At 50.5% G+C, this 20,554-nt stretch carries 18 protein-coding genes; 4 read left to right on the top strand and 14 right to left on the bottom strand.

All coding sequences use genetic code 11. The features are described 5' to 3' along the window. Window positions 1-108 precede the first annotated feature (108 nt). A complete protein-coding gene (locus R2X38_RS04525; RefSeq protein WP_317520958.1) occupies window positions 109-519 on the bottom strand; it encodes a MarR family transcriptional regulator in 411 nt (136 codons plus the stop codon). A gap of 398 nt (window positions 520-917) precedes the next feature. Between R2X38_RS04525 and R2X38_RS04520 the strand changes: the two genes are divergently transcribed. Beyond that, window positions 918-1,592, top strand: a complete 675-nt coding sequence (locus R2X38_RS04520) for a DUF2982 domain-containing protein (RefSeq protein ID WP_317520957.1) — start codon at window positions 918-920, stop codon at window positions 1,590-1,592. Between the two features lie 40 nt (window positions 1,593-1,632). Here the strand turns inward: R2X38_RS04520 and R2X38_RS04515 are convergent, their stop codons facing one another. From R2X38_RS04515 to R2X38_RS04465, 11 genes are all read right to left on the bottom strand, one after another. After that, complete coding sequence (locus tag R2X38_RS04515) at window positions 1,633-2,961, bottom strand: MFS transporter (protein WP_317520955.1); 1,329 nt, start codon at window positions 2,959-2,961, stop codon at window positions 1,633-1,635. Between the two features lie 60 nt (window positions 2,962-3,021). Continuing rightward, window positions 3,022-4,548, bottom strand: a complete 1,527-nt coding sequence (uhpB, locus tag R2X38_RS04510) for a signal transduction histidine-protein kinase/phosphatase UhpB (protein ID WP_317520954.1) — start codon at window positions 4,546-4,548, stop codon at window positions 3,022-3,024. Next, a complete protein-coding gene (uhpA, locus tag R2X38_RS04505; protein WP_317520953.1) occupies window positions 4,548-5,156 on the bottom strand; it encodes a transcriptional regulator UhpA in 609 nt (202 codons plus the stop codon). The genes uhpB and uhpA overlap by 1 nt, the downstream gene beginning before the upstream one ends. A 173-nt stretch (window positions 5,157-5,329) precedes the next feature. Continuing rightward, window positions 5,330-6,730 carry a hexose-6-phosphate:phosphate antiporter gene (gene uhpT / locus R2X38_RS04500; RefSeq protein ID WP_317520952.1) on the bottom strand — a complete coding sequence of 467 codons (1,401 nt, stop codon included), beginning with the start codon at window positions 6,728-6,730 and terminating at the stop codon, window positions 5,330-5,332. A gap of 366 nt (window positions 6,731-7,096) precedes the next feature. Continuing rightward, window positions 7,097-7,750, bottom strand: a complete 654-nt coding sequence (locus tag R2X38_RS04495) for an MBL fold metallo-hydrolase (protein WP_317520951.1) — start codon at window positions 7,748-7,750, stop codon at window positions 7,097-7,099. Window positions 7,751-7,921: 171 nt separating this feature from the next. Further along, entirely contained in the window at window positions 7,922-8,476 is a 555-nt protein-coding gene (locus R2X38_RS04490) for a YcbK family protein (protein ID WP_317520950.1), read from the bottom strand. A gap of 174 nt (window positions 8,477-8,650) precedes the next feature. Beyond that, window positions 8,651-10,333, bottom strand: a complete 1,683-nt coding sequence (locus tag R2X38_RS04485; protein ID WP_317520949.1) for a murein L,D-transpeptidase — start codon at window positions 10,331-10,333, stop codon at window positions 8,651-8,653. Window positions 10,334-10,525: 192 nt separating this feature from the next. Beyond that, on the bottom strand, window positions 10,526-11,695 hold the full coding sequence (locus tag R2X38_RS04480; protein WP_317520948.1) for a DUF1513 domain-containing protein: 1,170 nt from the start codon (window positions 11,693-11,695) through the stop codon (window positions 10,526-10,528). Continuing rightward, on the bottom strand, window positions 11,676-12,683 hold the full coding sequence (locus R2X38_RS04475) for an imelysin family protein (RefSeq protein WP_317520947.1): 1,008 nt from the start codon (window positions 12,681-12,683) through the stop codon (window positions 11,676-11,678). The genes R2X38_RS04480 and R2X38_RS04475 overlap by 20 nt, the downstream gene beginning before the upstream one ends. Window positions 12,684-12,696: 13 nt before the next feature. Further along, window positions 12,697-14,016, bottom strand: a complete 1,320-nt coding sequence (locus R2X38_RS04470; protein ID WP_317521679.1) for a di-heme oxidoredictase family protein — start codon at window positions 14,014-14,016, stop codon at window positions 12,697-12,699. Window positions 14,017-14,211: 195 nt separating this feature from the next. Then, window positions 14,212-15,441 carry an imelysin family protein gene (locus R2X38_RS04465; protein WP_317521678.1) on the bottom strand — a complete coding sequence of 410 codons (1,230 nt, stop codon included), beginning with the start codon at window positions 15,439-15,441 and terminating at the stop codon, window positions 14,212-14,214. A gap of 263 nt (window positions 15,442-15,704) precedes the next feature. Here R2X38_RS04465 and R2X38_RS04460 point away from each other — a divergent pair, with 263 nt between their 5' ends. Together R2X38_RS04460 and R2X38_RS04455 are read left to right on the top strand one after the other, a co-directional pair. Further along, window positions 15,705-16,190, top strand: a complete 486-nt coding sequence (locus tag R2X38_RS04460) for a MarR family winged helix-turn-helix transcriptional regulator (protein ID WP_107297523.1) — start codon at window positions 15,705-15,707, stop codon at window positions 16,188-16,190. A 27-nt stretch (window positions 16,191-16,217) separates the two neighbouring features. Further along, on the top strand, window positions 16,218-17,063 hold the full coding sequence (locus tag R2X38_RS04455) for a LysR family transcriptional regulator (RefSeq protein ID WP_317520946.1): 846 nt from the start codon (window positions 16,218-16,220) through the stop codon (window positions 17,061-17,063). Here R2X38_RS04455 and R2X38_RS04450 read toward each other — a convergent pair. After that, window positions 17,023-17,793, bottom strand: coding sequence for a TSUP family transporter (locus tag R2X38_RS04450; protein WP_317520945.1), 771 nt, complete (start codon window positions 17,791-17,793; stop codon window positions 17,023-17,025). The two genes, R2X38_RS04455 and R2X38_RS04450, sit on opposite strands and share 41 nt — an antisense overlap. A gap of 374 nt (window positions 17,794-18,167) precedes the next feature. On the opposite strand from R2X38_RS04450, the gene R2X38_RS04445 reads away from it, so the two are divergent. Then, the gene (locus R2X38_RS04445) at window positions 18,168-19,469 is read left to right on the top strand and encodes an anaerobic C4-dicarboxylate transporter (protein WP_317520944.1); all 1,302 of its coding nucleotides are present in this window, start codon (window positions 18,168-18,170) and stop codon (window positions 19,467-19,469) included. A gap of 82 nt (window positions 19,470-19,551) precedes the next feature. On the opposite strand, the gene R2X38_RS04440 is transcribed toward R2X38_RS04445, so the two are convergent. Further along, on the bottom strand, window positions 19,552-20,442 hold the full coding sequence (locus tag R2X38_RS04440; RefSeq protein ID WP_317520943.1) for a LysR substrate-binding domain-containing protein: 891 nt from the start codon (window positions 20,440-20,442) through the stop codon (window positions 19,552-19,554). Window positions 20,443-20,554 lie beyond the last annotated feature (112 nt).

Raw genomic sequence — 20,554 nt, 5'->3', positions numbered from 1 at the left:
GAAGAGAGGTAATACCCGCCCCTGATAGCATCAGGAACGGGCCTGGCTGTAATTCCAAAGCTGGCTCGAATCACTCTGCATCACACAGTGTGCCCCGTAGCAGAGGAATTAAAGTGCTTTGTAAAGCACCTTGTTGCCTGCCAGTTGGATGCGCTCAACCAAACCTTCTTCGGTCAGTTTTTTCAGCGCACCAGTCGCCCAAGAAGCCGCTTTGGTGTCTTCCTGGCCCGCTTCCAGACCAATACCTTTCGGATTGATGCCTTCTGCGTTCTTAACAACAATATCCAGCACTTGCTGCTGTTTTGGAGTCAAAGACACTTTCGCTGCAACTGGCGCTGCCGCTTCTACTGGCTTCTGCTCTTCAACAACAGGTTTCGCCGCTGGAGCAGCTTTTACTGTTTCTGCAGTTGGTGCTTTTTTCACAACAGCCTTCACTGCTGCTGGTTTTGCTTCAACTACTAGGCCTTTAATGCGCTTTTGTAGTTTCAGCTGAACTTTACGTTTGTGAGAGATTCTCATTAAATTTCCTACTCCGTTGCACTACTTTCAGTCACCACCATTCATCAACCCGAAAACAGAACAGGCCGATACTTCCAGCGGGAAAAAGTAAGCGCGTGTTATACCAAGGATGTCAGAGAAATGCCAGCGAACGGTTATTTCATCCTCAACAAAAGATGATTTTACTCAAAAATAAGCGACCACCTCTCATTTTTGACTATTAACTCCGAACAGAAAAAAGCTCGAAATAAAAAGATGTTATAGAAATTTGCAGGGATTTTTCTCCATCTTCGCCTAACATCTGGATAAATACCCATATGCAATTAAAGAAACATACCCCGTGATAATTTCACATCTTGAGTGATCGTTTTTGCCATTTCGACAATACTTAAGGTGATCAAATCAGCTCGGTATTGGCAATGCGTGAAAGTCTGAAAACTCGTTACATCACTACCGGTATCACCCCCTATCAAGCGAACCTGTTTATTGCAGGTATTGCCGGCTTCATTGTCGCCACACTCATAGGTTTGGTTTTCCCCGATGTCGCCCCACCAGTTGTTGCCATCCTATTGATTGGTGCTTGTATCATGATGCTGGTTGGCTACAAGTACTCTCAAGGCCCCGAACTTTCATTCACCCTGACTTTCATGCACATCCAATTTCATAGCCATTGCGGAGGGTGGTTAGCACGCTGGAAAAATATCGACAGCATTTCTCAAGCCAGTATTGCCAAAGACGGTTGGCACCAACCCGTGCCTTGGGTTGGGGTTCGACTCAAAGACTACGAAGAATTCATCGATTCTATTTGTCCGCGGGTCGCGACAAAAATCCTTATCGACCAGCGCATCCTGCTGATCATGGCGCATAAAGGTATTGATAACCCTCCTTATGAGATAGAAGACATCATGTTTGATGATCACCACTACACCACTTTATCAGGACACACTCTCAAAGGCTTACAAGCGATGCTTGCCAACCGGATGCACTATAATCGTGAGCTTATCGGTTACGACTTTTTTATTTCGGAAGATTTCCTCGACCGCCCTGCCGCGGACTTTGCCGGCTTGGCCCGGCGCTATCTCGCTGCTAGCTGAATCATGTGAAGCCAAGTCATATAACGCCTCTTACGTGAAGCTATACCACCTTGGTTTCTGAGGCCGACTGGGCTTTAAGAAATGGCATCAACAATAAGCCAATGACCCCTGCCGCGATGGAGATCATCACAAAGAACCCCGTCCAGTGGAAATATTCCATCACTAATGCCAACGGGTAACCAGCCAATGCAGCCCCCATGTAAGCAAACAAGCCAACAAAGCCTGTGGCAGCCCCGACAGAGTCTTTATGCGAGCACTCTGCCGCAGCCATGCCGATCAGCATTTGAGGACCGAAGACAAAGAAACCCACCGAGAAAAAGCATCCTGACAAAAGGGCGAAATTTTTCACTGGCATCAGCCAAAGAGCAGCCACCGATAGGAAAATACCGATAGCAAAAATGACGTTCATCGGCCCTCGGTTACCACCAAACAAGCGGTCTGATCCCCAGCCAGCAACCAATGACCCAACAAAGCCACCAATCTCAAACAGCGACAACGCCATATTGGCTTGGATCAAGCCGTAACCCTGCTGCTCACTGAGGTACAGGTTACCCCAGTCATTAATTGCGGTCCGTACCACGTATACCAGCACATAGCTAAAGGCCAGCAACCAAATATATTTATTGCTCAGTACGTATTTACGCAGGATCTCCCGTGAACTGAGGCCAAATCCCTCTCGCTCATGGGTCAATTCAAGCCTGTCCTGGCGCCACTCACCAACAGTGGGCAAGCCTAGGGTAACGGGCTTGTCCCGCAACCGCCAGCACAGTACTGCCCCGACTACTACAGCGACAACACCCGGTACAATAAAGCCCAGTCGCCAGCTGTAGTGCAAGGTCAGGTAACCCACCAGCAGTGGGATCATGGCCCCACCGACATTGTGGGCCGTATTCCAGATAGACCACCAGAAACCACGCTCCGAGCGGGAATACCATGTGGTCATCAACTTCGAGCAAGGAGGCCATCCCCAGCCCTGGAACCAGGCATTACAAACCCATAGCGTCATCAGCCACCACAGAGAATCGGCAAAACCGAACATGATGTTCACCACCCCGGTAGCCATCAGGCCAATGCCCATAAAATACCGAGGGTTGGAGCGATCGGATATCACCCCAGAGAGAAATTTAGAAGCGCCATAGGTGATGTAGAACAACGTCCCCATCATACCGATGTCGGATTTATCCAAGCCGAGGTCGACCAGCATGGTCGGCATGGCATAGTTGAAGTTTTTGCGGGTAAAGTAGAACACCGCGTAGCCAACATACATGGTCAGCATGATATGCAAACGCCAATAGCGATAGCGCGCATCGACATTGTCAGATTGGCATTCAGCCTCTGATATGGGTGGAGACTTTACGCTCCCTAACATCGGTGATTCCACAATGACGTTCTCACTTCAATTCATTTCATGCAGCCAAACGAGGCTTGCTCAAAGCACAGGCAGTTGAATGGCGATACGGGTTCCTTTCTGCGAGCCTGAGGTATGGCTTTCCACCTGGATTTCGCCACCAAGGGCTTCGACCCGCTCGCGCATTCCCTGAAGACCAAAGCCTTTTGAAGACATCTGCATCACTTGTTCAACACTGAATCCACGTCCATCGTCCTTGACGGTTAAAGACACCGACTCGGTACCGAGCACAAAGGTCAGCTCAAGCTGACTGGCATGGGCATACTTAACCACATTGTTCATCGCTTCCTGGCAAAGACGGTACAAGGTTACGCTCAGGGTATCGCTCAATGCTTCTGGCTCTCGGCCGTTGCAGTGCCATTTGATCGTCGCCTTGATCCCCTGTGCCTCGCACTCCAAATCTCTGATCAATTGCTCAAGAGAATCAGCCAGCCCCATGTCATCGAGGGACTTGGGCCGCAACTGACTTAACAAGCCTTTGGTGGTGTCATAGATATTCAGCGAAAGGTTTTCGATCATCCCGGCACAATTGGCTCCGACAGGCGTTGTTTCGACCCGTTGGATAATAGATGCCTGGGTGCGTATAGCGGTAATGTTCTGGCCGATTTCGTCATGAAGCTCGCGGGCAACGTCACGCCGCACCGACTCTTCAGCTTTGACCAATTGACGGGAAAGACTGTGGTTACGGTTGAGCTGCAGCCTCAATTGCTGATTGAGCTCACGCTGACGCTGGATCCCCATCCCCAGTAAAATACCAGTCAGGCTTTGTGCCGAGAGCGACAGCAATAAGTCGGTGACCTCAAGATCACTCCCAGTGCTACGGGCAGCAATCAGCGCTACACTGTTGAGCAAGGTGCCAAGCAAAGCGCCCTGCCAACCATAGCGGAATGCCAACAAAATAATCGGAATAGCCAAGCAGAACGGGGCAAAACGGCGCATTTCATCCGGCAGGCCAAGTTGCAAGGCGATACTGGCAATAAACAATCCGGCATACAGAAAGATGTGCCTGACCCTTAAGGCAACCGGACGGGATACCAGATCGACGGTCAGTGGGATCCAAGCCTGCTGAAACAGGTAACTCCAAATCAAGTAACAGCTTGGTACCAACATCAAACCGCCGGTCACACTTACCAACAGCACCATCCAACTATGATCACTGAACCAACCGGCGATCGCGACATTGAGTAACGCCGACAAGCCAATGACTGTCCCCATCACACACAGGCGACGGATCTGAGAGCCAAAGTACTGTCCATGGGCAAGCCATAGCAGCGGTACACTCGCGATACTGGCACACAGAGCCGATGCCCATAAAGGATTCCCTACCTGCGGAGCCAATGCCAGCATCAACCCCCATTCGGCACCATATACCGCCCCCCAGTATTTCTTCGGGCAATGTAAGGCAATCCCCATCCGCAAGGCGAAAGGGAACAGGAAAACAGCCAACTCAGGGTCGAGAGTAAAATAGGAAGCAATGGCCCAAAGGCAAAACCATGCACAGGTGATCAGCAGCCACCCGCCCAACGTGGTCAGGGCAAATTTGCGCACTACAACACCTCAGTGTCGAAATGCTTGGCAAGCTCAACGTTGTTCTTGGCACCCAACTTGTCCATCGCATTAGCGCGATGAACATGGATAGTTTTGTGGCTGAGGCCGAGCTCAGTAGCGACCGCTTTGACATCCAAACCGGTCGCCAGCAACTCACCAACCTGACGTTCACGCTTGGTCAATTGAGAGACCGAAGCAGCCGTTTTCGAGGTTGTCGCCAGCTTGATAGCAATATCCGGTGTAAGATAACAGCCACCAGCCGCTGCTGTTCTGACGGCCTGTACCAGTTCGTCAGGGCTACAGCGTTTGCTCAGGTATCCCCTCGCGCCTACCTCCAACGCCTTCTCGACTACCGATGGGCTATCGTGGACGCTAAGCATGATACAAGCTATCCCTTCAGGTAAATCAGCCAACAGGGACAAACCGCTTTCATCCGGCATTGAAATATCGAGAATACAGACATTGGCCTGACTGCCCGGCAGACCTTGGCGGGCATCTTTGGCGGAACCGAATTCGCCCACCACATTGATGTCATCTTCCAACATCAGTAGCTGCGCAAACCCAGACCGCACAATGATATGGTCATCAACCAAAGCGACGTTGATCATTTTTTATCCCCAAGGCGAAAAAGAGGCATAAACTACCTGTTCAGCCCTGCCGAGACAAGGCTGAAATGTAATTAATCAAAAATAGTGAGATTGCAACTAATCGCTTATAAAAAAGCAGATACAAAAAAACTGCCCGCAGGCAGTTTTTCATTGAAAGCATCTCGTGAAGTCGATTAAGCCGTTTCTAGCTCAAGCTGCTTTTGCTGACGCTTCTCGCGACGGATTTTCTTCTCTTCTGCAAAGGCAACAAACAGCAGTAGGACAATACACACCGCTGCTGAAGTATCCAATGCAGCAAAGGTGCCTTTCCAGCCTGTCAGGCCAAAGATTGGCGTACCATCAGCAATCATACCCAAACCAAGTTTGGCAAAGCTGTCACCAATCAGGTAAGCAAAAGTACCCTTGATACCGTCGGCAACACTGATTGCTTTCTTCGGTACAAAGCCAACTGCCGCCACACCGATAAGAAGCTGAGGGCCGAATACCAAGAAGCCAAGTACGAACAGTGAACCCAGGTACATGTACTCATTGGTAGCATGCTGGTAGAACTCAAGGCTGAAGATGATCAGTACCAAAGACACACAAGCAACCAATGCACGGCGACCGTTTGCCAAGTCTGATAGGTAACCCCACATCAGCGTACCAACTAGCGCACCCACTTCGAACAGGGTGAAACCAGAGATTGCTGTTTCTTTCGACAGGCCAAGTTCTTGGTAAGCATATACAGTAGACCACTGGTCGATACCGATACGGACGATGTACAAGAAGATATTGGCAAAACACAGTAGCCAAATAATCTTATTCTTCAGTACATATTCCATGAAGATTTCACGCTTGGTCATCTGGTTTTCTTCAGCGCTGATATCTTCTTCGCTGATCTCTTCACCAAATAGCTCTTCGGCTTTACCCAGACCGTAAGCTTCCGGTGAGTCACTACCAAAGCGCAGACCTAAAAAGCCCACTACCAATGCGATAATTGACGGGAAGATGAACATACCAATCACGTGGCCGTCGAACAGATAATTAGCACCAAACAGGGCAACACCTGCCGCACCCGCACCACCCACGTTGTGGGACATGTTCCACAGCCCCAGGTAAGTACCACGCTTGTTACGCGGTGTCCATTTGGTGATGGTCGAGTAACTTGATGGGCCACCGGTACTCTGGAAGAAGCCGCTCAGTCCGTAGAACGCAATCATCATGAACAGACTGGCGCTTGAGCCACCCATGCTCACACTAAAGCCCAGCATCGCAATACCGGAAAGAATCAACATGAAAGGAAGAAACTGTTTGGTGTTCTTTCCATCGGCATAATATGAAACAACAGTTTTACCAATACCGTAGGTAATGGAGAAGCCCAGACCGATCAGACCCAGATCTGTCATCGACAAACCGTAGGTAGAAATCATGTCGTTCTGAGCAACGTTGAAGTTTTTACGGATCAGATACATGGTCATGTAGCCAATAAATACAACCAAGTAAGATTGCATAAATGGCTTAAACCACATTTTACGGCGCTCTTCTACAGGCAGATCCAGTGTTGGCTTTCTTACCTGGTCAAGAAGTTTAAGCATGTGTCACCCTCAATACTTTTTCGACGTTATGTGCAGCAGTTGCTGCTAGTTCTGTTCTTCTCCTGCCGAATAGGGTCTGTTGAAACTTCAAGGGACGGTGTAAACCGCGCCTAAAAGCCTAAAGCTTCAACAGCCCCTACTCGCCAGATAAGCAAACTGCAAGAAGACCATTGGCAGTCATTGTAGGGGGACGAATAAAAGCAGGCTTGAGAACCGGACTTAGGACAATTAGGAATTTTTCCTAATTCCAGCCTAAGTGAGGAAGAAACGTGAAAGTAGTCACAAAATTCCCATGGAAAAAGGAAACAGGAATCTGTTGAGGGAGAGAAAGCATACAGCCCAGATGAATCTGGGCTGCGAAAGTCATTAGTACAGCGGCATCTCGTCGGCAACGAACGGGTTGGATACGCGCTCACTGCCAAAAGTCGAAATCGGACCATGACCCGGAATAAAGGTCACTTCATTGCCCAGAGGCCATAGTTTGCCTTTGATGGAATCAATCAACGTCTGGTAATCCCCTTTAGGAAAATCAGTACGGCCGATACCGCCTTTGAACAGCACATCGCCAACAAACGCGACATTGGCATCTTTACTGTAAAGCACCACGTGACCTGGAGTATGGCCTGGAGTATGCAGTACAGACAGTGTCTGGTTGCCCACGGTGACGGTATCGCCTTCTTCCAGCCACTGGTCTGGATCGAATGCTTCAGTCATCGGGAAGCCGAACATCTCACTCTGACGAGGAAGACCCTGAAGCCAGAAAGCATCTTCTTTGTGCGGGCCAACCACAGGAATCCCCAACTCTTTTGCCAACGGTTCAGTGCCACCGACATGGTCCAAATGACCGTGGGTCAAGATCAGCTTGGTGACAGTCAGTCCCAATTGCTGCGCTTTTTCTTTAAGAAGGTGGATATCACCTCCCGGATCAACCATTGCCGCTTCCTTGGTTTCATCACACCAGATGATGGAGCAGTTTTGCTGAAACGGAGTGACCGGCACAATTTCAAATTGAAGGCTCATTGATAATTCCTAGCGATTTCAGTTCTTGCGGCAGGATAGCAAAAACAGCAGGGCAACAACAGTAGGGAAAAGCAGTAGAGAAGAAACAGCAAAGCCGACAGCTACCAAGAGAGGGAGGAAGTGTCGGCTTTGTAATTATTCGGTTTGTTTAAGCGCTCGCTAAAGGGACGGTTAACCGTTCCAGCGGCGTACAGGCCCCGTATCAATATGCACGAACCCGCTACGTGGATAATATCCTACACCGCCTAGGCGTAGTTCAAGTGCGGCATCGCGGATCCGTGACAGGGATACACCTTCTAAACTGAAGTCAACCGCCTGACCTTTCATATGATAGCTCTTCGTCGCCACACCGCCATTTTTCTGTAGCGCTTTATTGGTTGCTGGCGAACGGTAGCCTGAAATAATACGTACTTGGCCTTTATGGCCTAGCCCAGCTTGAATCTCAGTGATTGCATCAAACAAACGGCGATCCATATGGGTAACTTCGTTGCGTCTGAAGTCACGGCAGATGTGGTTAATTTTCTGCAGCTCTTCTTTGACATACAGCTTGCCATTGAAATACTCGGTCTCGAGATTTTCACTGGTGTGGATGTTGTGCAACGAAATCTGGCGAGCACTCCCTGCTTTATACGGACTTGCTACTACCCAGCTCGGCAGTATGCATGCCCCAAGCGCAACTCCACCAGCAGCCAGAAGCTGGCGGCGCTTGTAATCAATTTCAGACATAACTCAACAACAACTAACTTATTGCCTACTCCAGGCACAGTAACGCAACCCATACCGGGCTCCCTTAATGGAGGAGCAAGATAACGTTCAGATATTGTTCAGTCAAACCTTGAAATGACAAAAAACTGGCAGCTTTTTAACCAAAAGCTGCCTAATTATTGACGTGAAAGCATTTTATTCAGTGTAAATAGATGTAAATAATTCTTGGTTTTGCGACATCGCGACAAACTTGTCATAGTCGTAAACATCATTGCGATAGTTTACCAAGCCCTCATTATCGACCCATGCGGTTTGGTAGATCACCTGTATCTTGACCTTGTTGGACAAGCCAACTGTCTTGGTTTTCGTACGTGCCTTAAGCTCGTTGACCCGCTGATCTGACACCCCCGAGTGGTTCAAAAGGATCATTGCCAAGCTGTCTGCCTGCTCCACCCTGACACACCCTGAGCTGAATGCCCTGCTCTCCTTGGCAAACAGGCTCTTGGCCGGGGTGTCGTGCAGATAGATAGCATGATCGTTGGGCATATTGAACTTGAACCTGCCCAAGGCATTTTTTCGCCCGGGCTTTTGCCGCAACCGATAGGGGAACTGCTTGGCATTAACGATACGCCAGTCAATGGTGTGGATAGGGATTTGCTCCGAACTCTGCCAGCTTCTAATCACGGCAAAACCATTGCGATGCAGGTATCCCCGGTCCCTTCGGGCCTTTGGCAGGATATCCTTGCGCATGATCGACATCGGCACATTCCAGTATGGATTGAAGACCACAGACGAAACTTTGGTGGTCATCAAAGGGGTCCGGCGGCTTGGCCGGCCAACAATGACTTTGCTGTCGAGCACATGGCGGTCATTGAGCCATAGACTAAGTGCGTAGTTGGGGATGTTGACCACCAGCAAGGATGAAGCATCAGAAGGCCACAAACGGGTTCGTTGGGCATTCAGCGCCAAAACCCGAATGCGTGACTGGGGGGATATCGCCAACCATTGCCGGGTTTGCGGGCCAATGACGCCATCTTCCTTCAAACCATGGCGACGCTGGAAGCTTTTCACCGCATTGGCGAGGTCAATGTTGTAAGTACGCACTCCTGCAGCACGGATCTGGTCTGCTTCGAAGTCCCGCAGATCACCCAGCTGCTCAAGAATAGATACCAAGGCATCTGGGTCCCTCAACCGAGTACCGAGCCGAATGATCCCTGGCTGATAAAACCCCGGCCAGCTATCGCTGGCTGCCGGCTCGAGTGCATCAATCGCCAACAACAGCCGGGTGTAGTTTTCATCATCGGGTTTGAGGCTGTTGACGTAGAAACGCAACTGCTCAGTATCTATCGCGTTATACAGCCGCGATAGGGTCGCCTCGGAGGGCATTGGCAGCTGGGGATCAACCCCAGCCCCGAACAGCCAGCCCTTACCGTAGGTTGGGATCCCTTCGACATAACTCATATAGGCAAACAAGGTATCAGTCGCCAGCAAATCATATTGGCGCCAGTCGTTTGCTTGTTTGTAATGTTTCAGGAGGGAATAGCGGCGGTTGAAGTCACTGCTGATATTCGACAGCACCACCATACGTAACTGCTGCTCGAAATCACTGGCAGTGAAGGTATCCTGCCACAGCGGAACGAAGCCAATACTCTGGTACAGATCTGCCAGTTCATCCACATAGCGAATGGCCGCTATGTCATTGGCGACTTCATGTACCCATTGACGGGCTTTCTTCTGCTGCAGGATATCATCCGAAAACTGTTGTTCCAGTTGATCTCTTGCAGATAAAGGCTGTACCGGCCAGGTTTCTTCTTCGGCATGGTTCACCTGAGAGAAGACACACATCAGGACAAGCCCCAGACGACTGAGCTTTAACATTACCAACTGACTCCTCATTGCCGTTATCATAATTATGGCAAGTTTGATGTATAACGGACTAAATTTAGCCGCCACTGCCAGTTGGTAATGTTTCAAATCCTGACACCTGTCAGGATATTTGACATATTTTGTTATTATTGGGACAACAATCTACCAGCACGATTTTGGTGCTTGAACACTTCCTCAAAAATTTCACAGAATATTCCAATGGTTATCCCACATCACTGGGCTCTGCACTGACGCTATTTGCTGCGGTGGACTAATTGATAGGACTTTTCCGGCTCCCGAGCCAACTAACCACTTTCCATCCTTGACACCGACTCCCGATGCATCCACCAGCGGACGCAGTTCGACCAGTTCACGGCTGGCTTCATGCCATATTCCATAGCAATTGCCTCGTGGCGAGGTCGCTAGCAGGTAGCCATCAAGGCTGGCGATACTGGCAATGTAATGGTTGAACCTGAGCCACTGCTCTTCTTCGGCCAGCAGTGGTTTAAGTACTTCACCGTCTCCGCGACGGTGCAGCGCTACCAAAGGCGCGGCATCTTCGGGCTGTCCTCGATACTGCTGTCCACAAGCGATCTCTCCGGTGTCTGTCACGCTCAGATGGCGGATACTGAGCTGCTTGTCAGCCAATACCGCTTTGTCGACGATTTCACCTGTTGCCCGGTCAATGTAGACCAGAGCCGGTTGCATCGTATCCAGATTGAGCGGGGTCCGCCCTTGGGTATGCACCCCACCGACACCCACCGCCAGCGTTTGCTCATCCGCCAGAACCACTTCATGCGGGCCAATACCAAACCCACGGAACTCAGCGACTTTTTTAAGCTTTGCTGATGCCGAGCTACCGACCTCATAAACACCTATGATCCCCTCGCTGGTTTGACGAACGCCTTCTGTGGTATACAGCAAGTTACCATCAGGGGAGAACACCCCATGACCATAAAAATGCCGGTCGGAAGGTGCTGTGTAGAGAGGCCAAGCCTGTCCGGTTCGGTAATCGAAAACTTGCAAATAACTACCAGGCCGGCGGCTAAACGCCGCTGCCAAGTTGCCGTTTGGCTGTAACGCTACCCCATGACCGCGGCCTGGCAGTGACAATTTATATAGCGGTTGCCCACGATTATCTGCCACCACCACACCAAAACGACCATCTGAATGACGGCTACAGCCAATAATGGTTGCCTGAGATGAATCAATCTTATTGTCCAAAGCGCTTGGTTGAGCATGGCTACAACCTGTCAGGACACTAGTCGTCAATGAACCACCCGCCACAACGGTAGCCAAGGGGCGCAGCGCAACGCTGCCCAAAGCGCCCAGCAACAGCCGGCGCCGTGTTTGATCAGTCACCATCGGTTGCATTGAACCCCACAACGATTCCCAGCTCCGGTGCCACTTCGTCCTGCAGCGTCCATTTTATATATTCCAACCCATTGAAAATTGAAATCAGTTGGCGATACCCCTCACGGCTTTGCAACATGGCTGTCATCGACGGCTCGGCAGGCCAGCTTGCCAATAGGCTGGCAAATTGCTCTTTGAGGCGATCGGCGGTCTCGGCATACCCTTTATCGCGGAGCAGTTGATCCAAACCTTGCCCGTTAGCAATGTACAACTGCTGCATCGCCGCCACGCTGGCCTTGAGATTAACCATCGAGGTGCCAGAGCGCCAGGACTCCGCCTGATAGGGCTTAGGATGACCCGGCTTGCCCATCGGTCGCTGCAGCTTTTTGATGCTGTAATCTAGCTGGTTATTCAGCGCCCCTAAGTATTCACCCAGTGCGAGTTCAGGCGTCATCGCCTGCCATGGATTGGTTTGCCAAGCGCTTAGCAGCGCCTCGCCACTTAGGTTGATATGGGCAGTGACTGCCTCAGCCAATTGGCAGCCGTCTTCTGTCTTCAGCGCCTGTGGTTGTTCATACAAGAACCACTCTGCCGCTCCCAAGCCCTGCACGGCAACACTTTGGCTGGCTAAATCCGAAGCAGTCCAGGCTGTATCCTGTTTCAATAGCTGGCTTAGCTTACGCCCAGTGGTATTTTTCTTGTCTGGCCAAAATTGTATTTGCCAGCTCAGTGCCAGTGCATCCTCACTGCCCTTCTCGCGCCCTTGGAACGACATCCAGCTTTGCATCGTATTCATCCAAGCAACCTGAGCACTTTCCAGTGCACCTTCACCACCTGTTTTGCACAATGCAGCCATCGCCGTATTCAATTCAATTGCCGATGAAGAAAACTGCTTTGCAGCATCGAGATGCTGCTGGTGAATGGCCTCGCTCGTACCAACCGCATCGCTTTTGCAGCCTAGCAAAATAGCCGCCGACAACATCGGCAGGGCAATTACACGTTTGTTCATCTCTATCTTGCTCCTAGAGCGAATGGAGAAAGGCGACCAGTGCCTCTCGGTCTGTTTTTGAAAGAGCCACAACCTTATCGCGGCTCTGCTGTGCTTCGCCGCCGTGCCACAAGATAGCTTCCATCACATTGCGTGCCCGGCCATCATGGAGCAAGTTGGTGTGGCCGTTGACTTCCTCTGTATACCCCAAGCCCCAGAGCGGAGCCGTCCGCCACTCCCGACCAGTGGCAAGATACTCACCGCGGTTATCTGCCAAACCTTCGCCCATGTCATGGAGCAAGAGATCGGTGTAAGGGTTGATCAACTGCTCAGAAAGCGCCGGCGTTTCAGTACTTTTTGCCGTGGTGATTTGGGTGACATGACAGCTCTGGCAACCAATTTCAGCAAACAACGCCTCACCTTTAACGACTTGCGGATCATTAACATTACGGCGTGCAGGTACAGCCAAGTGGCGAGAATAGAACTCGACAAAGGTCAGCACATTGCGGCTTACCTCAGGCTTTCCGCCATTGGGCAGTTGCTCACATACCAACTGCATGGCAGAGCAGTTCTCTGCCGGGAAAAGCTCACTGGTCAGCCCTAGATCGCCATTGAACGCAGCGGCATTTTGCTGCATCAAGCTCGGTTGTCCGGCCTTCCAACCAAAGCGTCCGACAGCAAAGTCCTGCGTTTCGACATCCCACACCCGATTTAACTTGCCAGAAATCCCTTGCTCCGCTGCCTGCTGCTCCCTGGCAATTTGCTCTAGTGTTTGCTCCGGGATCAGCTCCAGCAGCCCCAGGCCAATCATGGGTGGCGCGACACGCGCCGACATCATCACCTGCGGGTGCATCGGACCATAACTTAAATCTGTGATGGCCAATTTCGGCTTGCGCAGTGTGATCACTTCGCCGTCAGCTATTTCGACCGGCACATCTTGGTAGGTCAGCTTTATTTGGCCTTCGGGCTTGGCGCCGGAGAGCGAAAAGTCCTGGAGCTGGCCGCCATAAATGGGATCGGGGATCACGCCGTTTTTGATAATAGCTTGCTTCTGCTCGGCGGTTTGCGCCGGAATGCTCAAGCGGACCAGCATAGATACGGCGTTGCTGTCCCCTTGCTCTGGCGGATGGCCTCGGCCATCTTTGATATGGCAGTTCTGGCAACCATTGGTATTAAATAGAGGGCCCAACCCATCACGGGCATCAGTAGTAGCAGGCGCCTGAACCCAAGGGTTACGGAAGAAACTGTTACCCACGCTAAAATCAAGCCGCTTGGTCAACGGTAGGTTGGCAGCAGGAAGGGAAAAGGCATTGGCACCATTTTTTCTAACAGTCGTCTCTCCACCCGACTTCATCGCCAAGATCTCTTCTGGCGATAATGGACTGGTTTTGGCTTGGGCCAGTGAAGGAAAAAAAATCAATGCTGATAGCAGCAATCCGGCTGCTTTAAACGTGATATGCAACTTCATTATTCATCGCTCGAGCTGTAATAATTATGATCACGAAAGGGCTCTTTCGAGCCCTATATAGTTTATTAAAGGCTTCCAGGCTTAAAACTGGTGATCCGCGGTATCTGGGTTCAAGTTGCTGATACCAATAATTGACGCAGCTTGCTCAATACTGGCTGTCTGCTTAACCAATGCCATGATCGACTCATTCACCAATGCATTACCTTTTTGGTTACCAGCAGCAATCAGCTGGTCAAACGCTTGGTCCTGCTTTTCAGCAGAGTCGACCAAGGTATAGACTTGAGTGCGAGCCTTATCGAACTGAGCTTGGATTTCTTCGGCAGCAGCTTTATCTTTTGCGGCAACCAAATCATGGATACTTGGGCCAGAAAGCATCTCACCATTGACTCGCTTATAGGTACCGGTATAAACGTTGTAGATACCCTGCTCGTTGTAGTAATGAGAATTATGAGTGTTATCTGAGAAACAATCGTGCTCGTCTTCGGTCGAGTTCGCTTCCAATGCTACTTTCATGCGCTCACCGGCCAGTTCACCCAAAGACAGCGAGCCCATGCCAAATAGCATCTTGCGTAGGCCGTTATCCGCTGAATCTGCCATTAGTTCGGCACGGTAGTTATCTTTCACTTCCGGAGACCATTGTTGGGTCATCCAGCTCAAGTCATTTTGCAGTAGCACTGATGCAGCTTTCAGGTACTCACGACGACGCTCACAATTACCGTTAGTACAAGCTTCACCGTAGGCAAAGTCGGTGTAGGGACGCTCACCTGCTCCAGCATTCGTGCCGTTCAGATCTTGTCCCCACAGCAAAAACTCAATCGCGTGGTAACCTGTGGCTACATTCGCTTCAGAGCCACCAATTTCATTCAAATCAGCCAGAAGCTCAGGGGTGATTTTGGACGTATCGACCTTCTGGTTACCGACTTGCACTGTTTTGCTAGCAACAATATTTGCCTTGGCACCTTCATTACCCAACTCGTACTGGTAATCATCGGCAACGTAATCGATCAAGCCTTCATCCAGCGGCCATGCATTTAGCTGGCCCTCCCAGTCATCAACCACCGCATTACCAAATCTGAACACTTCTGATTGCTGGTAAGGAACTCGAGAGGCTTTCCAAGCCGTACGGGCTTTGTCTAGGGTCTCTTGGGATGGCGAAGCGATAAAGGCATCAATGGCCTTATCCAGTCCCTGTGCTGTAGTCAGTGAGTCACTGAATACACTGTGGGCAAGGTCGGCATAGTGGGTGACTACCTGTTCTTTGGAAACAGGGGTAGCGTCAGCCAAAGCCGGCGCCAGCAAAAATGCAGCCATAATTAAATTACGAGGGAATTGAGTCTTCATTATTTTCATCCATGTGAAAGCTGTTTTACAACCACAAACAATAATGCAAGTGAGAAGCGTTATTATTCCAATAATGATAACTAAGATTGTAAGGAAATGTAAACACCTTTATTGAGCATTACATTACTGCTATATCCAATAACAAATCAGATCGAGACAACATTATGAAAACTAAGGCTTCCAACTTTGGTCGGTTTGATGTAATTTCGCCGAGCACTATTTAGGAGAGTAATATGGACAAGCACGAAGAAGTCTTGATTGCCCTGCGACAAATCATTCGCGCCATCGATCTGCATTCGCGCAAATTGAATAAATTGGCTGGTTTGACAGGCCCGCAGCTGGTATTGATGCGCGCAATACGCGATTCCGGCGAAGTGACAATCCGTCAGCTTTCCAATAACACCAATATGAGCCAGGCGACCGCAACCACGATCCTTGATCGTTTGGAAAAACGCAGTTTGGTGATCCGTGAGCGCAGTAAACTAGACAAGCGCAAAGTCCACGCTTACCTCACCGATGAAGGTAAAGAGTTGTTGGCTAAAGCACCACCACCTCTGCAAGAGGATTTTGTTGCCCGCTTCCAGCGCTTGGAAGAGTGGGAACAGTCGCTACTGCTATCTTCGGTACAGCGCATTTCTTCGATGATGAATGCCGAACATCTTGATGTGGCAGCGATGTTGGAAGTCGGTAGCATTACCAAGCAAGAAACCGATCGTTAATTGGCACCGATTCAAGAGGGATTGTGATTGCTACTCGAAGGCATTGAAACGCTATTGGTGCTGGCTCAAGAAGGCACCATGAGCAAAGCAGGCAGCCGGCTTTACCTCAGCCAGAGTGCGGTTAGCAAGCGCATTGCCAAACTGGAGCAACGGATCGGCAAGAAGCTGATTGAGCCAGATGGCCGTCGGATCAAGCTAACGGCTGATGCCTTGCAGCTTATTGCAGCGGTCGAGCCGGGATTCAAGGCCCTCAAAGGACAGATATTTGATCAGCTCGATGTCAATGACCGTACCGTTATCCATATAGCCTGCTCGGAAACTCTGGTTGCAGGCTATCTGGCACCAGTAATGGGTGATTACATTCAACAAGATCCCTTTCTTGCTATCAGCACCCACCACACCCCGATCATTGTCGAAAGAGTCCAGTCAGGCGATGCCGCCGTTGGCTTCTGTGCCGGTCATCTTCCCCCTCAGCACGGATTAGCTGTCATCCACCTGTTCGATGAGCCGTTTTCGGTCGTCAGCCGCCAAGCACTCGACCAACAACCGAGCCAGCTACTGGTCAATGACTTGAAAAATCCCGCCAATGCCAACCAGGTCAGCTCATTGCAGAAGGCGGGAATTGCCCCCTATATGGAAATGGACTCCTATACAGCTGCCGCCCAGTTGGGACTGGGTGGTGTCGCTCCTGCACTAGTGCCGATATCGATTGTAAAGACACTCAAAATCGCCCCCCACCACTGCCACCACTTTCCTTTTATGGACGAACTCACACGTCCGGTTCAGCTCTGCTATCGCTCAAATAGCTTGCAGTCGTCACGAACACGCCAGCTTATTGAAACCATTGCGGGTTCTGTTCAACTAACAGTTTAATCGCCATACACATCGAGGTAATGACGACCATCGGCCGGATCAACTTCCGCCCCTTTGAAATCACCACTTTTGCTCCCATTCGCGCGCCGATAAACCCACCGACAGCCATGATGATCCCAATCTCCCATACCGGCAGGCCTGCAAAGATAAAAAACAATAAGGCAGCAAAGTTAGAAGTGAAATTCAATATCTTGGTTCGTGCCGTGGCTTCCACCAGCCCGAACTGGGCGATGGCAACAAAGCAAATGGTATACAGTGCGCCTGCCCCGGGGCCAAAGAAACCATCATAGAAACCAATACTGGTACCCACGCTCAGGGCAAAAAGGTTCTCAGACAGTTTCGGCTTGCCGCCACCCTGCCCAACCTGGGGGGCAAACAGGAAGTACAGCGAGATACAAACCAACAGAATAGGGATCAACTGCGTGAGCACACCAGCATCGATGCGCTGGACAAGTTCTGCACCAGTGGCCGCGCCAATGAAGGTGAAGATGATCGCATTGCGCATTTCAGGTAAATTAACCAAGCCATTACGGACAAAGTACAGCGAAGCAGAGAAGCTGCCAAATGAACCCTGCAGTTTATTGGTCGCTAGTGCTTGGGTAGGCGGTACGCCTGCAGCCAGCAGGGCGGGCACGGTCAGCAGTCCGCCCCCTCCAGCAATCGCATCGATAAAACCAGCCAGGCCAGCGACTAAAAACAGCAGCCCCAATACGTCTAATGACAACTCCATGTAGATAATTCTCTTTTTTTAAGTTCCTGAGTTATGGGGCTGGAAAATACCATCTGTACCTATCATCGAACAGCGAAACGACGGACCACAACCCATTCCAGATAGGAATTGGTCAAACAAAAGTCACAAAAAGCCCAATGCATTTTGTTAAACACATCATTAACCCTGTCTAATTTTCAGCCAGATTGCGTTGGTAATTTAACCAAAAACAGTCAAATCCATTCCCGTCTGTTAACCCTGTCCCAGTTTCCCGCCTCCGCCCATGCCGATTCGGTATTGAAAAGCAATATTCGGCATTTAACAGCTTATTTTCGTTTGCGCACTATACCCGCAAATAATTCAAGGTTTTATCATTTCAAACGGACAGGAAAACTATGTTAGTAGCAATAGAGCTGTTGGTCGTATTAGGCTGCATATACTGGGGACTCAAAATGGGCGGGCTAGGTGTCGGTCTTGCAGGGGGGCTTGGGTTAGCCATTCTCACCCTAGGATTCGGCCTTGAGCCAAGCGCACCCGCTGTCAACGTCATCTTGATCATCATGGCGGTGGTGACCGCGGCATCTACCATGCAGGCCGCGGGCGGGATGGACTGGCTGGTTCACCATGCCGGCAACCTGATGCGACGCAACCCGAAATACATCTGCTTTCTGGCACCGATGATCACGTGGTTGATGACTATCATGGCCGGTACGGGTTACACAGTATTTTCCACCTTGCCAGTGATTTCTGAAGTTGCCAAAGAGATCGGCGTGCGTCCTTCGCGACCACTGGCAGGTGCAGTGGTTGCCTCGCAGGTCGCGATTTCCGGCTCCCCTATTTCTGCCGCCATGGCTGCCATGATTTCAATCATGGAGCCAATCGGTGTCAGCTTTCTGGAAATCATGGCAGTCTGCCTACCCGCCTCATTCATCGCGGCAATGGTCGGTGCCTTCATCGCGTCACGCCAGGGCTGTGAGCTAAAAGATGATCCTGTTTACCTCACCCGCCTGCAGCAGGCCCAGGAGCAGAAACAACAAAAAAGCATCACCCTAGAGCCGAAAGCCAAATACTCTGTGATGCTGTTCCTGCTTGCCACTATTGCCATTGTGGTTTATGCCGCCTTCCCTATGTTACGCCCGCACTTTGCCGATGGCAGCATGATGTCGACCCGCGATATCATCATTGTGTCGATGTTCGCCGTTGCTTGCTTGATGGTTCCAATGTGCAAGGTTGATCCGGAGAAGATCATCCGTACCACCACTTTCCGCTCAGGTATGAGCTCAGTGGCAGTTATCCTTGGCATTGTCACTATGGGCTCAACCATGGTGAATGCCTACCTACCAGAAATCAAAGAATTTGCCGGTTCGCTGTTGCAATCCTACCCGATGCTACTGTCACTGGTACTGTTTGGTACTTGTACCCTGTTACTTTCGCAAGGGGCGACAACGCCACTGATTATCCCATTGGCTCTGAGCCTGCAGGTACCGCACTGGGCGATCCTAGCTTCATTCGTTGCCGTTACCGGGGTATTTGTCCTTCCGACCTACCCTACCTCATTGGCAGCGATTGAGTTCGACTCCACCGGTTCAACCCGGATGGGCAAGAACATCTTTGACCACCCATTCCTAATGCCTGGCTTGATTGGTGTAGCGGTATCAACCGTATGCGGTTTCCTGCTGGCCCCTATGATTGTGTAATTGCGAAATAGGTAATAAACAGGCCGCTAGAAAAAAGCGAAGCGCTATTTGCCGCTTCGCTTTTCATTTTGATTGTTCACAGTTACACCTGCTTTTCAGCATGTAACCGCAATGCCTGCCACACTTGCTCGCCCGCAGGGTGCAAGCGGGCTTGATAGCGATAAGCGTAGTAAGTGATCGGGAGGCGCAGTGACTCATCGCCCAGTATCGCCACCTTACCATTTGCCAAGTCCTGCTTGATGGCATAATCCGGCAGCCAGGCCACACCAAGCCCCTGTAATGCTAATGTCTTGAGCAAGTCTGTCATGGAAGAAGAAAACACAGGTTGTAAATTCACTTGCTCCCTGACCACTTCAACCTGCCGCCCCATGTAAGAGCTCGGGCTATAGGCAAGCCAAGGGACTTCAGAATCCGGGGTAATGTTGTATAGCGGTTTACCTGTCTCATCACAGGCACAGACAGGCAATAACTCAGCCTGGCCAACTTGCAATGACTGATAAGGTGGCAGGCGCAGCAATTCATCATCGAAGGCCAGCAGTATATCACAGCCCCCTTCTTGCAGCTCTTCAATCGCTTCATCGACATCGATCGCCTCTACGCTCAAAATTGGCTTATGCTTGCCAGTAATCAGCTCCGATTGAATCGACGGGACTAGGCTGGTTGCCAACGAGTGGGCTGCCGCCACCCGAACATTGTTACCGCCCAACTTGGAGAGATCAGATAACTGGCCAATACCGTCCATCATTTGGTTGATCAAAGTCCGGGCCGTAATACGGAACAGCCGACCGCTGGCCGTCAATGCAACCGGCGTCTTGCTGCGGTCAATCAACTCCGCACCGACCGTCTGCTCAAGCGCCTTGATACGCCGGCTGAATGCAGGCTGGGTAACATTACGTTTTTCTGCAGCTAGGGAGAAGTTCCTCACTTCAGCCAGCACCAAAAAGTCTTCCAACCACTTACTTTCTATATTCATAACGGTACAACACGCTTTTCCCTAACCTCAGCTGCGGCAGTATAACGAAACCCGCTGCACATACAGAGATATTTCAAGCCACTCAGATCACAAATCCTATAGTTCCCCATAC

The organism is Photobacterium rosenbergii (assembly GCF_033022775.1).
GTDB classification, from domain to species: domain Bacteria; phylum Pseudomonadota; class Gammaproteobacteria; order Enterobacterales; family Vibrionaceae; genus Photobacterium; species Photobacterium rosenbergii_A.
Note: the sequence above shows the minus strand (reverse complement) of the source record. Positions and strands in the feature narration are given on the sequence as shown.